Genomic DNA, 14,710 nt, shown 5'->3' with positions numbered 1-14,710 from the left:
AGGAAGTTAAACTGAAACATGGTCATAATAATTGCAGATGAAAAATTAGAACTCTTTCCTGAGAAAGCAATATACTGGGAGAAGGAAAGAATTTTATTTATATCTGATACTCATTTCGGAAAAACTTCAACCTTCAGAATTCAGGGAATTCCTGTCCCCGCCGGCGGACTTAATGAAGATCTAAAAAAAATCACTTCACTTTTAAATAAAACTAAGGCAGAGAAAATTTATTTTCTTGGAGATTTATTCCATTCACGTATGGGAAAAACTCCCAGTGTTCTTGATGCTGTTATTAATTGGAGAGAGAATCATAAGGAAATAGAAATGAATCTGATTAGGGGCAACCATGATTATCATGCAGGTGATCCGTGTGAAGAATTAGATATTAAATGTTATGATGAACCATTTGACTTATCCCCCTTTGTATTAAAGCATGAGCCGGAAAAATCAAATGACGGGTATGTTCTTTGCGGGCACATTCATCCCAGTATCCATCTTTATGGTAAAGGAGGAAGCTCATTAAAAGCCCATTGTTTTTACTTCACTGAGAAATATGCAGTACTTCCTGCTTTCGGAGATTTTACAGGGACATATAAAATCAGACCAGCCGAAAACGACAGAGTGTTTGCTGTTGCAGATGATCACATTTTTGAAATAAAACCAAAAGTATTTCAGTAATTATTCCTGTGCAGATTTCTTCCCGCTTGTATTAGCTGCTATCCAGTATAAAATTGTGAACGCAGAGACAAAGAATGGAAATATCCCATATAATGTATCTGAATTTGAGTGAGAATGCCTGTCAATGGCAGTGAAAACAGTCGCACAAAAAACCAATGTGAGAAGGTATAAAATTACTCCGACGATTGAAGTCGGAATAAAAATAATTCCAACTTTTTTAAACCAGTTAATGTTCATAATTTTTATTTTCATTGATAGTTAGGTTTTTCCAGTTCCACCATTTCAGCTTTTCTTTATCATGTTTTTTATTTGATGCAAAATAGACTGCGCAGCGGAAAGCGTATAAAACACATACATCGTGAGTAGCTCCGGTTGTTTTGTTCAGCTTTTCGTAAAGCCTTCGAGGATTTTTATTCTCTAAATCCTTAATTTTTTTTATTCCAATTCCGTATAAATCATTTGCTATGGAAACACCAACACTTGGGATTTGCATTAATTCTTTTATGGATTCTTTTTGATTCACAGTTCAATAAATTTAGAAAGATTCTTTTATTAATTTTTCCAGAGCATTTAAGTGTTCCTCAAAAGCTTTTTTTCCTTTATCGGTCAAAGAATAAGAAGTTTTTGTTTTCTTTCCTATGAACCCTTTTTTTACTTTAATATACTTTTCCTTTTCAAGAGCGTTAACATGGCTGGCAAGATTTCCATCTGTCAAATTCATCATTTCTTTTAACGCGTTAAAATCCATAGATTCATTGACAGAAAGAATTGACATTACGCCTAGCCGCACCCTACTTTCAAGTAATTTATCGAGACCGTTTATAATGTTGTTCATTCTGACTGATTATCATATTTAAAGTGCAGTATCAAACCATAAATTATATGTAAGACGCCGAAGCCTATGAAGAAAAATAAAAAAGAATATACAGGAATAAGGCAAAGAATAAATCCTAAAATTATTTCAATGATACCCAGATTTCTGATTGTATCATAAGAAAATTTACTGATGTTTATCAGAGCAAGACCATAAAATATCAGCAGAGCCGGGACAATAAGTAAATAAGTGCTGTAATAAAAAAGAATTGCTGCAAACAATCCACCGCACAATAAAAACAGTACATGATTGAAAATGAATTTTTTTCCCGTGCTGTTAAATAACTTTATATTATATTTTTTTGCTTTCTGATTTGCGAACAGCAAAAATGCAAAAAAGGATAGGAATGCAACTGCAAATCCTGTTGTTATGAGAAATTTTATTGTGATTTTTTCTGACGGAGTATTATTCCAGTGCATTATATTTTGCGCCTGAGCGTAAATCGGGAAGTCAAGCTGAAAAGCAACATACAAACATCCGAAGATTGCAATTATACCGGCAGTTATACTGGAAATACCGGATAATGCACTGAACCTGCTTGAGCGGTCCATTAATTTTCTTATATCCTGCAGATTATTCAGCTGCTCTTCTTTTTTATCTTCTTTAATAACCATAACGTTTTTGTTTTTAAAAAGCACTTTGTATTACAAAGTTAGTAAGTAAATAAATGGATGTCAAGAGAATTTGTTTCGTCAGCTGAAAAATTTGAAAATTAATGGTTGTTAATCAATAACAGCAATGCATTTGAGTTCGATTGCTATCGGAGTAGGAAGTGATTTTATTTCAATTGTTGTCCGGCAGGGCTGGTTATCCTTGAAATACTCAGCATAAATTTTATTATAGGTAGCGAAGTCGTCCTTCATGTTGGTAAGAAAAACTGTTACATCTACTAATTTATCCCATGAAGAACCCGCATCTTCAAGTATATATCTTACATTTTTAAAAACAGAATGACATTGAGTTTCTATATCGTATGAAGTAATGTTTCCTTTTTCGTCAAGCTTAACTCCGGGAATTTTCTTCGAGCCTCTTTCACGTGGACCTACTCCCGAGAGAAACAATAAATTACCGACTCTTCTTGCATGCGGATATAAACCTACGGGTTCAGGAGCTTTGGAAGAATTTATCTTTTCGTCACTCATTTAATAAGGTTAATACGATAAATTAAATTTCGGTTCTTTATAATATAAAGGAGAGATTGTATCTCTTATAATCGTAAGCTTTGTGATAAAGAAAACTAAAAGGAGTCTGTAACGCACACCGGGGTCATCGCTGTCAACTTCAAACACCTGCACAAACTCTATCAATTCCTGATTGTAATTTAAATTAGAAAGTAACTCTCTTACTCTGTCAGCTGCTGCGCCGGCAGTTAAGCTTGCGTTAGCTTTTTCATTTATCATGTCAGACTTAATTTTTTTCATCAGGTTCAGACTTTTTGTTGTAAGGTTATCAACTATTCCTAATCTGTAACAAAGATTTATTTTTGAGCTGAATGTAGAAAGCGGCATATCGGTATCGAATAAATCATCTTTCTGGCTGGGATTCGGGATAAGGATTTTATTCAGAATCTGAAAAAGTAGGTTATCCAGTTTTTCTATGCCCATTATTACTGCTGCTTTATCACTTTCCTTCGAATACTCGACGTAGAATTCTTTGAACTCATCCAGAATTCTTTCTGACATCCTGTAAGCAAATTTTTCTTCTCTTTCATTTAAAGAGCTAATATTGGTCTCTATCATTGCAGTTTTATAGGGTTATGCAAATATCACTATTTTAACTTTAAAATTAAACGAGTAAATAATTAAAGAATGGCACTGACTTACTAACTCAAAATAATTATTTTAGTTCTTATGGCAGAACAGGATAAAAAGGATTACAACAAAACAGATAAAGAAACTCTGGAAAAATTTAAAGAGTTTGTTGATGTAGTTTATAGATTGAGAAAAGAATGTCCATGGGATAAAGAGCAGACACATCAGTCTTTGAGAAGATGCCTTCTTGAAGAGAGCTATGAAGTCCTTGAAGCCATCGATAAAAATGATAAACTTGAATTAAAGAAAGAGCTTGGTGATTTAATTCTTCAGGTGATATTTCACTCAATACTGGGAGAGGAAACAGGTGACTTTACATTAAAAGAAGTTCTGGAAGGTGAAACAGCAAAACTTATTTACCGCCACCCGCATGTATTTGGCGAAAAAAGCGATATTAATAGTACTCAGGTAAAACAAAACTGGGAAAAGCTGAAGATGAAAGAAGGAAGGAATTCAGTTATAGATGGAATTCCTGCAGAACTTCCAGCACTATTCAAAGCGTACAGAATGCAGGAGAAGGCATCGAAGATTGGTTTCGACTGGAAAGAGAAAGAACCCGTGTATAATAAAATTCTTGAAGAAGTAAACGAGCTGAAAGAAAATATTGAAGCAGGGAAGCCGCATGAAGATATCGAAGATGAGTTCGGAGATGTGTTGTTTTCAATTGTAAACTATGCAAGATTTATAAATGTGAATCCCGAAGATGCTTTAAGAAGAACTATAGAAAAATTTTCTTCAAGATTCCGAGAAATGGAAAAAGGATTTATAGATGAAGGCAGGGATATTCATGCTCTTACATTGGAAGAAATGGATGAAAGATGGAATCAAATAAAAAAGAAAAAGTGAGCGCGAAAATTGTTAACGATAAATCCATCGGAATAATTGTTTTTCTTTATAAAGATAACCAGGTTTATTTTTTATTGATAAGGCATTCCGGCGGTCACTGGGCTTTTCCGAAAGGGCACCCGGATAAACATGAAACAGAAATTCAGACAGCGCGAAGAGAACTTTTAGAAGAGACAGGAATAGATGATATCGAATTAATTTCTGATAAAATTTTACTTGAAGATAGATATAAATTTTCGGGACACAAAGGGGAACTGATTCACAAAACTGTTTATTATTATATAGCAGAAGTTAATAATGATTTCGTAAAAGTTGACGGAGAGGAAATCTCAGCGTATAAATGGTGCACCTTAGAAGAGTCTTTCGCTTTTTTAGTTCACTCTGAAACAATAATTTTAATTAATAAAGCTTATAAATTTATATATGAATTTAAAAATGAAAAGAAAGCTTAGCATCCTTGTTTTTCTTTTTTTTGTTTTTTCAAATCTTCATGCTGTTACCAAGCTTGAAGCTTTACAAAGCAGAATTGATTCTATAGTTAACTCGGTTAACTACAGTGTATCTGTGCAGATTGTAAGCGCAGATAAATACGATGTGCTTTACTCGTACAATCCGCAAAAGAAAATGATTCCTGCATCTATTTCAAAAGTAGTGACTTCTATAGCAGCGATAAATTATCTGGGACCGGGTTATGAATTTAAAACCATAATTTATACCGATGACAACAATATTGCTGACGGAGTTATAAACGGAAACTTATATATTAAAGGTTATGGCGACCCTGATTTAAATTCTAACGATATACGATATCTTGCAAAAAATATTTTAGCAAAAAATATAACATCAATTACAGGTAATATTATTTACGATGAATCATTTTTGGACGATACTTATTACGGATTGGCAAATTACTACTCAAACGATACAAAGAAACAGTACTGGCCTTATGTAAATGCCTTAGCTCTTGATAAAAATTCGGGAGGTTATAATCCTGCATCATCAGCTGCATCGTTATTGCAGACAGAGCTTCAGTCTGGTAATGTTCAGTTAGGCGGAATTATAGTAGCAGGTGTTACTCCCACGGGAGCAAAACAGATTACTGATGTTTCACACTCTATCTTCGATGTGATGACATACATGAACAAAACCAGCGACAATCATTCTGCAATAACAATGTTCAAAGTTATTGGCGCTAAATATAAAGGCGCTCCGGGTACACTGGAAAAAGGGCAGGAAGCAGTTAACGATTTTTTAGTCGGTATGGGAAACTCAAGAAGTTCATTTGAAATTCTTGAAGGTTCAGGTCTCACACGTTATAACGCAGTCACATCGGATCTATATATCAGAATGCTTAAGTACATGTATGACGATGAAAAGATATTTGACTTCTTCTATCGAACGCTTCCTATAGCAGGGAAAGACGGAACGCTTTCTAAGCGCATGATAGGTACAGAAGCCGAAGGAAATATTCACGCTAAAACAGGTACAATTAATTCAGTAAGCACTTTATCAGGATATGCTGTCTCGAGAGATTCAGAACTTTTGATATTCTTTATCGCAATGAACGGTTTTGGAGGAAGCAGTACGGGTCCCCGCGATAAACAGGATTATATCTGTGAAGCGATATGTCAGTTTTCAAGAAAGTAAAAAAGATGTTATGTCATTAGTAATGGGAATAAAAGAATTAGAGAAAGAAATTCATTTTGATGATACGGATGAAATGCGCAGACTTATACTGTACAATTCAAATCATTTTTACGATGATGTAATAACGCAGCTGCAGAAGGCAACGGGTTACGATATAATTCAGTGTGAACAGATTGCAATCATTGCGCACACAAAAGGCAAAGCAGTAGTAAAATCCGGTGAGATGGAAGAGCTAAATCAGATCAATTCCGTCCTCAAAGAAATAAATCTAATTACCGAAATAGTATAATTTTCAACCGGCTGTACGTGGGGGCGCCTCCTGAACCGGAGGTTCAGGCATTCAAATAGATAAATTGAAAATTCAATTTATCTATTTGAATGTGTGCCGATAAATTCGGCACGAGGCGCCCCGTGCAAAAGCAATTCATCACTTCTCAAAAATCAAAACTATGAGCATCCAATTAATAAAAGATAAAACAGTCTTAGAGAAATTCTTCCGCAAAAATACAGCACTGAATATTTATCAGCTGGGCGACCTTGATGAATTTTACTGGCCGCATACAGAGTTCTATGGATACTATGATAACGATGAATTGAAATCCGTCGTTATGATTTACAGGGAAGCAAACCCCAACGTTGTTATTGCACTCTCCAATGAAAACAATATAGAAAATTTAAAGAAAGCTATTTCTCAAATGTCAGATATTCTTCCCGATAAAATCTATTTTCATATTTCAACCGGTATCGAAAATGTTCTTGAAGAAAATTATACATTAAATCATGAAGGGAAATATTTAAAAATGAGTCTGACTGATTCTTCAAAACTTGATAACATTGATATTACGAATGTTGAACAGTTTACAATTGTTAACAAAGAAGAACTTAATGCTTTTTACGAAGATGCATATCCGGGAAACAGTTTCATCGAGCGCATGCTCGAAACAGGAATGTTCTACGGCATTCGTGAAGAGGGTAAAATTGAAGCCGTTGCAGGCATTCATGTTTACTCTCCGGAATATAAAGTCGCTGCTCTTGGGAGCATTACAACTCACCCAAACTCCCGCGGCAAAGGTTATGCGACTAAAGTAACTGCATGTTTGTGCAAGGAACTATTTAAAAATGTTGAAGTTATAGGATTAAACGTCCATTCGGAAAACTCCACAGCTATACATTGTTACGAAAAATTAGGTTTTGTTAAGATAGCAGATTATCTTGAAATTACAGCTATTTGTAAGTAATATTTTAAACTTTTTATACATCATTAAATGAAATACCAGTTAGAATCATCATATAAACCGAAAGGTGACCAGCCTCAGGCAATTAAAGAATTAACAGAAGGCGTAAGACGCGGTGATAAGCATCAGACTTTTCTGGGAGTCACGGGCTCCGGGAAAACGTTTTCAATCTCAAATGTCATTCAGAATATCGGCAGGCCTGTGTTGGTCATGTCGCATAATAAAACTCTTGCTGCGCAGCTTTACGGAGAGTTCAAAAAATTCTTTCCTAATAATCGCGTAGAGTTTTTTATATCATACTACGATTACTTTCAGCCGGAAGCTTATATTCCTTCATCGGATACTTACATACAAAAAGATTTATCCATCAACGAGGAAATAGACAGGCTCAGATTAAGAGCAACTGCTTCCATTCTTGAAGGAAGAAAAGATGTCATCGTTGTTTCATCGGTATCATGTATTTACGGTATCGGCGCTCCGGAAGAATATGCTGAGCAAATGATTGTTCTTAAAAGAGGCCAGAAAATTACTCGCAAACAATTGCTATCTAACTTAATTGATATTCACTATGTCCGCAACGATATAGATTTCAAACGCGGCACATTCAGAGTCCGCGGAGATACTGTAGAAATCATTGCCGCATACGAAGACGAAACAGGAATCCGTGTCGAGATGTTCGATGACCGAATCGAAAAAATCTCATATATAAACCGCGCTGACGGCAAAGTTATCGGCGTTGATGAAAGCTGCGTTTTATATCCTGCAAAGTACTTCGTTACCAATAAAGAAAAACTTGAGAACTCAATTGTAAATATAAGAGCTGAGCTTGAACAGCAGATAGAATTCTTCAAACAGCAGGGAAAATTTATTGAAGCCCAGCGTATAGAGCAGCGTACTAATTTCGATATCGAAATGATTCAGGAAATCGGCTACTGCAATGGAATAGAAAACTATTCACGTCATCTCGATGGCAGACCTGCAGGCTCGCGTCCTTCTTGCTTATTCGATTACTTCCCTAAAGATTTTTTACTTGTTGTCGATGAGTCACACGTTACTATTCCTCAAATAGGAGGAATGTACAACGGCGACAGAATGCGAAAGACAACTCTTGTCGATTACGGCTTCCGTCTTCCTTCAGCGCTGGATAACAGACCTATGACTTTTGCCGAATGGGAATCAATGGTCAACCAGGCAATTTACGTAAGCGCTACTCCCGGAGATTATGAATTAACCAAGAGCGAAGGCGTGGTTGTTGAACAGATTATCAGACCGACGGGATTACTTGATCCGCAGATTGAAGTACGCCCTGTAAAAAATCAGATTGATGACCTTATAAACGAAATAAGGGTCCGCGCAGCTAAAAAAGAAAGAACGCTTGTAACCACTCTTACAAAAAGAATGAGTGAAGACCTTACTGATTATTTAATCGGTATAGGTATACGTGTAAAATACATGCACTCTGAAGTTGATTCACTTGAAAGAATAACCTTGCTCAGAAGTTTGCGCCTTGGTGAATACGATGCACTCATCGGAGTAAACCTTCTCAGAGAGGGCTTGGATTTACCCGAAGTTTCCCTTGTTGCAATTCTTGATGCAGATAAAGAAGGATTTCTCCGCTCGGAAAAATCGCTTATGCAGACTGCAGGAAGAACGGCAAGAAACTCAAACGGACTTGTGATAATGTACGCTGATAAAATCACCGACTCCATGGACAAAGTTATAAAAGAAACGACCCGAAGAAGAATAATACAAACCGAGTATAACGAGAAACACGGAATTGAACCGACTACCATTTTAAAATCATACGAGGAAATCATGTCGGCAACTATTGTTGCAGATAATAAAACCAAGTACGATGAACGCAAAGGAAAGAAAGCCCCTGAAAGAAAAAAATCTTCGCTCAGCATTATAACTGACCCCGTACAGAATAAAATTAATAAAGAACAGCGTAAAGAACTCATTGACCAGCTGCGAAAAGAAATGGTGAACGCAGCAAAGGATCTGGAATTTGAAAGAGCAGCAGAGCTCCGCGATGAAATTACCAGACTTGAAACATAACAAGTAAATATCAAACTTAATTTTATATGACTAAAAACTTTTCCGTTGTAGTATTTTGTATTTTGTTCTTTGGCTTGGGTTCAAATATTTTTGCATCGGGTAAAATGACTGTATCCGGAAGAGTGATTGATGAAAAATACTTCCCCGTCTCAGGCATAAATGTTACAATCGGCGGAACCACTGCCAGAACAGATAAGAACGGAAAGTTTACAGTTACCGATGCTGAAGCGCCTTACCGCGCAACAGTTACTGATGCTTCGACAAATATCACAGTCATATACGATGCTCTGAGTATCACAAATCCGAACCTCATTATCTTCGGAAGACCTATCGGAAAAAATGCAAATACTGCCTATGTAAATATTCTTATCGACTCCATTCCTCCATCTTCACGCGGCATTATAAAATTTATATCTCAGTACACTAACTATTGCAAAGAAGAAGAAATCACTTCAGGAGAAGGACGAAAACAAATCTCCGTCAAATGGCCTGAAGGCGAGCGCAGCATTAACGGCTCAATTATTTACATCGAAAAAAACGGAACGAGCTATACAAGATTTGCCCAGCGGAATGTAACTTTGTACAACGAGTACTTCCCGCAGGATGTAAAAATCAACGGTTTTAACTCATACGATTTTAATTCCTCTGCACTGACTGTTTATCTTCCTGCTGCCAATTATGCTTCAAAAGGATTTACAATCTGGGCTGACTTTCTCGGCTACGATAGAAACTCAGAAACTAAAATTATATCCGAGAGCTATACAAACATCTCTGCTGATACCTATGTTCCGTCAATGCTTCCGCTTAGCTTTAAGCTTAAAGTCCGAGCCGAGTGCTTCAACGGCAAAGGAGACGGCTTCGTAAATTACACTTACACTTATCCCGGCTCAGTTGTAAATCTTAACTATGAAACTCCTCCTGAAATCGCATCGCCATCCAATGATTTCAAAAGCGTTACCAATAAAACCGTCTTCAGTTTCACCGAAGGCAGCGGAGCGGGGACTTACGTGGTTAACTTTCACTGCATATATCCTGAGAGCAACGTTTACGTTGTAACCAACGCACGCGAAATGTATATGCCCGGGATTTCTCAGGGCGGAATTCCTAAGGATGCCAACTTCACATGGAACGTCTCCAAATATATTCCTTACTTTACGCCGGATAACATGGTGAAGCCTACGCAGTTCAATAACGAGTACAGCTATCAGGCAATATCTTATTCAAAGACTTACACTTTCAAAACTCAGTGGTGATTTTTTCTGTACGGGGGAATACTATTATCTATAAAATAAAATTATAATTATATAAATTATCCCCTTAACAAAACTACATTCATGGTATTTGAATTACGACCTTCGACTATACACGGCGTAGGGGTCTTTGCCGTTATTGATATTAAAAAAGATACACCGCTTGAATTGTTCGAACCCGAAGATGATAACTTCATTCCGTTCGAGCACGTGCCCAACTCCAAATTTCCTGAAAAAATTATAGAGAAGTATTCCATCATGGGTGATGAGGGCTACTCAGGTCCTAAAAGCTTTCACCGTATGTCAATCGGCTGGTACTTAAATCACTCCGATACTCCCAATATTTACTGCAACGAAGATTACGAGTACTTTGCATTGAGAGATATCGCCGCCGATGAAGAGCTTACCGTCGATTACGAAAAGTTTTGTTAATACCCGCTATGTCCCCCTCCTTACCAAGGAGGGGGATAGGGGGAGGTAGGAGTTTACAAGTAATCCTTGTTTACTAATAACCATTAACCCCTCCCTGCCCCTCCCCTTAGTAAGGGGAGGGAATCGTACTGAACCATTCTAATACACACTCGCCATTTCACTATTTGAAAATAGTCGGAAAAAAGTCGGGTTTCTGAGTGAAACTCAGTCCCGTCTTTAGCGGGATATTTTTCAATTCTTTTATTTTCTATCCACCTCATTTTTTTTTCAAAATTTGTCGGGTTTTTGACGAATTCTGTGGAATAATTCTACACTATTTATCCCTAACTTTTTTACTTTTGAAAAAAGTCGGAAAAAAATCGGATTCTTCTCAATTTCAGATTTGAGATTTCAAATTTCAGATTGTAATTCGCCTTGGCGAATAACATTTTGTTTTTCGCCAATTCACCAATTCATCAATTCACCATTTGAAGTTTCCTTGCAATCTAAAAATTCCTGTTTAAATAAAAAATAAATTTTACCTCATTACTACTAATAGGGAGATTTTTTTATAATACACTTGACACAATTCCGGCTTTTGCAGAACAATGATTTACATCTTATTGTAAGTCTTGAATAATTTATTTTGTATTCGTAGTTTGGGAAATGAAAAAATATTTTCTTCTGGAAGACGGGAAAAAACAGGGTCCTTATGATGTTTATGGACTTAAGGATATAGGGATAAAACCAACAACTCCAATCTGCACGACTGAAGTTGCAGACTGGTACAACGCAGAAGATTTTCCTGAGCTGCTTCACATCCTGGAAGAGAATCCTGTAAAGAAGTTTGATTATGAAAAGGACAGGGTTTTCGGATACAAACTCGCAAATTATTCCGATAGAAGATCAGGTCATTTCAGAAGAAAAATATTGTTCCTTCCATTTTCTATTTTGATTGTTGCATTATTTTTTGTTCTGCGCTTAGAACCTAAAAAAGATGTTTTTGATTTATACCTATTTTTATTATCAGGTTTAATTTTATATTCCTCATTCACAATGTATTCTATAATGAAATATTCCTCTGCCTATGGCGGGGAAAGTTCAAAACTTAAATTAATTTCTGCAGTTGACGGAAAGCTTATACATGAAATTGCAAAAAAAGATTTTAACCACGCATTAAACATTACACTTAAATATACCTTCCTGCCTGATTTCGGTGATTATACCGACCCTAAAAAAATCCAGACCTTCCCTGAAAGAATTGCCCGGGTATATCTTGTTAAATATGAGGGAAGAGGGAATAACCCTGCTTAAGTTCTAATTTTAAAATTTTGTTAACAGATAGTAAACTTCATACGAGTCTTGAATAATTTATTTTGTATAGGTAGCTTAAAAAAATGAAAAAGTATTTTATTCATCTGAAAGGTGAAATTGCGGGGCCATATGATGCAAACGAGTTAAAAAAATTCCATATAAAACCTGGAACTCAGCTTTGCAGAAAGGGAAGGAATGACTGGGAAGACGCAAAAAATTTTACTGATCTGCTGCACATAATTGAAAATAATCCTGAAGATAAAACTGATTATGAAAGGAAAATTGTATTCGGACATGTGCTCGCCGACAACAATGATAGAAGGTCAATAAGCTATAATCTTGAATACATGTTCTTTCCGGCGATTGTTATATTTTGTCTTTTAATGTTTTTCTGGTATATTTATACGGGAAATAGTTTTACATATTTGATTGCATTTGTTTTATGCTTCCTCTCTATTGCGGCTAATCAAATGTATAATATTATAAAACACTCATCTCCGTTCGGAGGGAAAACTCCTCCTTTAATACTTATATCTGCAGATGACGGAAGGTATATTAACGATATAGCAAAAAGTGATTTTCACCGCGCCTTCATTATAGCTTTAAAATATACTTTTGTTTTCAGTCCTTTCAGATATCTTAGCAAAGATGAAATCCAGTTAAAGAGAGAAAGAAAAGCCGGTGTTTATCTTGTTAAGAGACAGGAGAATTTTAATAGCCGTAATTAAATTTACTCCATATTCCCTTTAATAAATCATTCGCTATCGCGCCAGCCTTTGCGACTTGCGTTGTTCCCCTCCTTACCAAGGAGGGGTTAGGGGTGGTTTAATGCAGAATATGAAAACATGGCTTACATTAAACCCCCTCTAACTCCCCCTTAGTAAGGGGAGGACAGATTCTTTATTATGATATATTAAAATAAATTTGCAAAAAACCTCCCCCTGTCCCCTCCTTCGCAGGAGGGGGTTCTGAAAACCTACTCCATATTCCCTTTAATAAAGCCTTCGCTATCGCGCCAGCCTTTGCGGATTTTCACAAAGAGCTCAAGGTAAACGGGTCGCTCTAAAAACTTTTCTATTTCCTTCCGTGACTGCAGACCGAGCTTCTTTATTCCGTCGCCGTTTCTTCCTATGATAATCATCTTCTGCGTTTCGCGCTCGATTATAATTTCTGCGTTGATGTACGTCTTGCCGTTATCGCGCTCTTTGAACTCTACTACATTTACAAAAGTGCTGTAGGGAATTTCATCGGAGTAGAGAGATAAAATTTTCTCGCGGATAATTTCGGAGACAAAAAATTTCTCGGGTCGGTCAGTGAGATAATCCGACTCATACAAAAACGGTCCGGCAGGAAGATATTTTACAATGGCATCTTTCACATCGGCAATATTTTTTTCCTTTAAGGCAGAGATAAAAATAATTTCATCGTAGCCGAATTTCTCGAGGCTCCTTATCACTTCAGGTCCCATGTTATCGCGGACAATATCATTTTTATTGAAGACTAATAGCTTGGGCTTGCCTTCCATCTGCTTGCCGTAATTGCTGTGAATAGTCTCAAGGTCGTTGATGTTAAAACGGTTTATATCAATGAGGTGGAGCAGGATGTCGGCATCTTTAAGTGAGAAGGATATTTCCTTCAGCATATATTGCTGCAGCTCGTACTTAGGCTCGAGTATTCCGGGTGTATCGGTGAAAATTATCTGGTAGTTTTCTTCAGTGAGGACTCCGAGAATTTTATTGCGCGTTGTCTGCGCTTTATGGTTTACGATTGATAAGTCATAGCGAAGGAGCTTATTTGTCAGGGTAGATTTTCCGGCGTTGGGCTTACCGAAGATGGTAACGATTCCGCATTTAGTATCGGTGTTAGTTGTGTTCAGTTCATTTAATTCATTCATGGGAGAATATCCGAAAATGCCGTGAGAGTTACAGGTCAAAAAGAGAAAGCGCAATATAATATTAAAAATATTACCTATTAGTGAACAAATTTTTTTTATGTACCTATTAATAGGGTCAGATTGCTTTGATTAAAATTATATTCTGTTTATTTTTAAAAGATGTTAATTTTTTTCATAGGAGAAAATTGTTTTTATAACGGAGAAGAAATTAAAAATCAGCTTTATTAAAAAATCAGGATGTTAGAGCAAAACTTACGAGGGGGCGTAAGTTTCGGTATAAGTTTTTCCAATGGTTTAAAACCTCGCGTGAACCAAAAACTAAAGGGAGAGTTAAATATATTTAGTATACAAAAGAAAATCTGTATTTTTAAAAATGGCACGAATAAACGTAACAATAATAGATGCAACGGGTAACAAGCAGCAGGAAGCAACGCTCCCTGACGATGCACAGATAAAGCGCATAATGGAAGCACTTCTGCCGAAGATGAAGATGCCTTTAACGGGACCTGACGGCGAGCCGCTCTCATATAAATTTCATCATAAGGCTAGCGGAAAACAGCTGACGGAAAATCAGACGCTTGCAGAGGCCGGAGTAAAAGACGGCGACGTTCTGCGGCTGCACCCTGAAATAACGGCAGGCTGATTTTTGACTGATATTAATATTCAAACCTGATCCCGCTGCATGCAGGGTC

19 protein-coding genes are annotated in these 14,710 nt (G+C 36.6%); 12 read left to right on the top strand and 7 right to left on the bottom strand.

Features of this window, described 5'->3' with window-relative positions:
• The first annotated feature begins 18 nt into the window (after nt 1–18).
• Entirely contained in the window at nt 19–678 is a 660-nt protein-coding gene (gene pdeM / locus JST55_06775) for a ligase-associated DNA damage response endonuclease PdeM (protein ID MBS1493194.1), read from the top strand.
• On the opposite strand, the gene JST55_06770 is transcribed toward pdeM, so the two are convergent.
• The 6 genes from JST55_06770 to JST55_06745 all read right to left on the bottom strand — a co-directional run bounded on the left by JST55_06770 (nt 679) and on the right by JST55_06745 (nt 3,291).
• Entirely contained in the window at nt 679–930 is a 252-nt protein-coding gene (locus JST55_06770) for a hypothetical protein (GenBank protein MBS1493193.1), read from the bottom strand.
• Entirely contained in the window at nt 905–1,201 is a 297-nt protein-coding gene (locus JST55_06765; GenBank protein ID MBS1493192.1) for a TfoX/Sxy family DNA transformation protein, read from the bottom strand. The genes JST55_06770 and JST55_06765 overlap by 26 nt, the downstream gene beginning before the upstream one ends.
• Before the next feature lie 12 nt (nt 1,202–1,213).
• Nucleotides 1,214–1,513 carry a transcriptional regulator gene (locus JST55_06760; GenBank protein ID MBS1493191.1) on the bottom strand — a complete coding sequence of 100 codons (300 nt, stop codon included), beginning with the start codon at nt 1,511–1,513 and terminating at the stop codon, nt 1,214–1,216.
• Nucleotides 1,510–2,166, bottom strand: coding sequence for a hypothetical protein (locus tag JST55_06755; GenBank protein MBS1493190.1), 657 nt, complete (start codon nt 2,164–2,166; stop codon nt 1,510–1,512). The genes JST55_06760 and JST55_06755 overlap by 4 nt, the downstream gene beginning before the upstream one ends.
• 108 nt (nt 2,167–2,274) lie before the next feature.
• The gene (locus tag JST55_06750) at nt 2,275–2,694 is read right to left on the bottom strand and encodes a RidA family protein (GenBank protein ID MBS1493189.1); all 420 of its coding nucleotides are present in this window, start codon (nt 2,692–2,694) and stop codon (nt 2,275–2,277) included.
• A gap of 9 nt (nt 2,695–2,703) precedes the next feature.
• Nucleotides 2,704–3,291 (bottom strand): hypothetical protein, encoded by a 588-nt coding sequence (locus JST55_06745; GenBank protein ID MBS1493188.1) that lies wholly within the window; start codon nt 3,289–3,291, stop codon nt 2,704–2,706.
• 111 nt (nt 3,292–3,402) lie between these two features.
• On the opposite strand from JST55_06745, the gene mazG reads away from it, so the two are divergent.
• The 10 genes from mazG to JST55_06695 all read left to right on the top strand — a co-directional run bounded on the left by mazG (nt 3,403) and on the right by JST55_06695 (nt 12,852).
• Nucleotides 3,403–4,209, top strand: a complete 807-nt coding sequence (mazG, locus tag JST55_06740; protein ID MBS1493187.1) for a nucleoside triphosphate pyrophosphohydrolase — start codon at nt 3,403–3,405, stop codon at nt 4,207–4,209.
• The gene (locus tag JST55_06735) at nt 4,182–4,661 is read left to right on the top strand and encodes an NUDIX domain-containing protein (protein ID MBS1493186.1); all 480 of its coding nucleotides are present in this window, start codon (nt 4,182–4,184) and stop codon (nt 4,659–4,661) included. Before mazG ends, JST55_06735 begins: the two co-directional genes overlap by 28 nt.
• Nucleotides 4,645–5,856, top strand: coding sequence for a D-alanyl-D-alanine carboxypeptidase/D-alanyl-D-alanine-endopeptidase (dacB, locus tag JST55_06730; GenBank protein MBS1493185.1), 1,212 nt, complete (start codon nt 4,645–4,647; stop codon nt 5,854–5,856). Before JST55_06735 ends, dacB begins: the two co-directional genes overlap by 17 nt.
• A 10-nt stretch (nt 5,857–5,866) precedes the next feature.
• Nucleotides 5,867–6,145 (top strand): ATP-dependent Clp protease adaptor ClpS, encoded by a 279-nt coding sequence (locus JST55_06725; protein ID MBS1493184.1) that lies wholly within the window; start codon nt 5,867–5,869, stop codon nt 6,143–6,145.
• A 160-nt stretch (nt 6,146–6,305) separates the two neighbouring features.
• Nucleotides 6,306–7,094 (top strand): GNAT family N-acetyltransferase, encoded by a 789-nt coding sequence (locus JST55_06720; protein MBS1493183.1) that lies wholly within the window; start codon nt 6,306–6,308, stop codon nt 7,092–7,094.
• Nucleotides 7,095–7,121: 27 nt separating this feature from the next.
• Nucleotides 7,122–9,149: an excinuclease ABC subunit UvrB gene (gene uvrB, locus JST55_06715; protein ID MBS1493182.1), complete on the top strand. Its 2,028-nt coding sequence runs from the start codon at nt 7,122–7,124 to the stop codon at nt 9,147–9,149.
• 26 nt (nt 9,150–9,175) lie between these two features.
• Nucleotides 9,176–10,402 carry a carboxypeptidase regulatory-like domain-containing protein gene (locus JST55_06710; GenBank protein MBS1493181.1) on the top strand — a complete coding sequence of 409 codons (1,227 nt, stop codon included), beginning with the start codon at nt 9,176–9,178 and terminating at the stop codon, nt 10,400–10,402.
• A gap of 81 nt (nt 10,403–10,483) precedes the next feature.
• Nucleotides 10,484–10,831, top strand: coding sequence for an SET domain-containing protein-lysine N-methyltransferase (locus JST55_06705; protein MBS1493180.1), 348 nt, complete (start codon nt 10,484–10,486; stop codon nt 10,829–10,831).
• 645 nt (nt 10,832–11,476) lie between these two features.
• Nucleotides 11,477–12,124 carry a DUF4339 domain-containing protein gene (locus tag JST55_06700; protein MBS1493179.1) on the top strand — a complete coding sequence of 216 codons (648 nt, stop codon included), beginning with the start codon at nt 11,477–11,479 and terminating at the stop codon, nt 12,122–12,124.
• Between the two features lie 83 nt (nt 12,125–12,207).
• The gene (locus tag JST55_06695) at nt 12,208–12,852 is read left to right on the top strand and encodes a DUF4339 domain-containing protein (protein MBS1493178.1); all 645 of its coding nucleotides are present in this window, start codon (nt 12,208–12,210) and stop codon (nt 12,850–12,852) included.
• 248 nt (nt 12,853–13,100) lie between these two features.
• Here JST55_06695 and era read toward each other — a convergent pair whose 3' ends face one another.
• Complete coding sequence (gene era, locus JST55_06690) at nt 13,101–14,018, bottom strand: GTPase Era (protein MBS1493177.1); 918 nt, start codon at nt 14,016–14,018, stop codon at nt 13,101–13,103.
• 373 nt (nt 14,019–14,391) lie between these two features.
• Between era and JST55_06685 the strand changes: the two genes are divergently transcribed.
• Nucleotides 14,392–14,661 (top strand): EsaB/YukD family protein, encoded by a 270-nt coding sequence (locus JST55_06685; protein ID MBS1493176.1) that lies wholly within the window; start codon nt 14,392–14,394, stop codon nt 14,659–14,661.
• Nucleotides 14,662–14,710 lie beyond the last annotated feature (49 nt).

Source organism: Bacteroidota bacterium (assembly GCA_018266835.1).
In the GTDB taxonomy this organism is placed as follows: domain Bacteria; phylum Bacteroidota; class Ignavibacteria; order Tepidaquicellales; family Tepidaquicellaceae; genus JAFDZO01.
The sequence above is the reverse complement of the archived record's forward strand: the minus strand, read 5'-3'. Positions and strand labels throughout refer to the sequence as shown.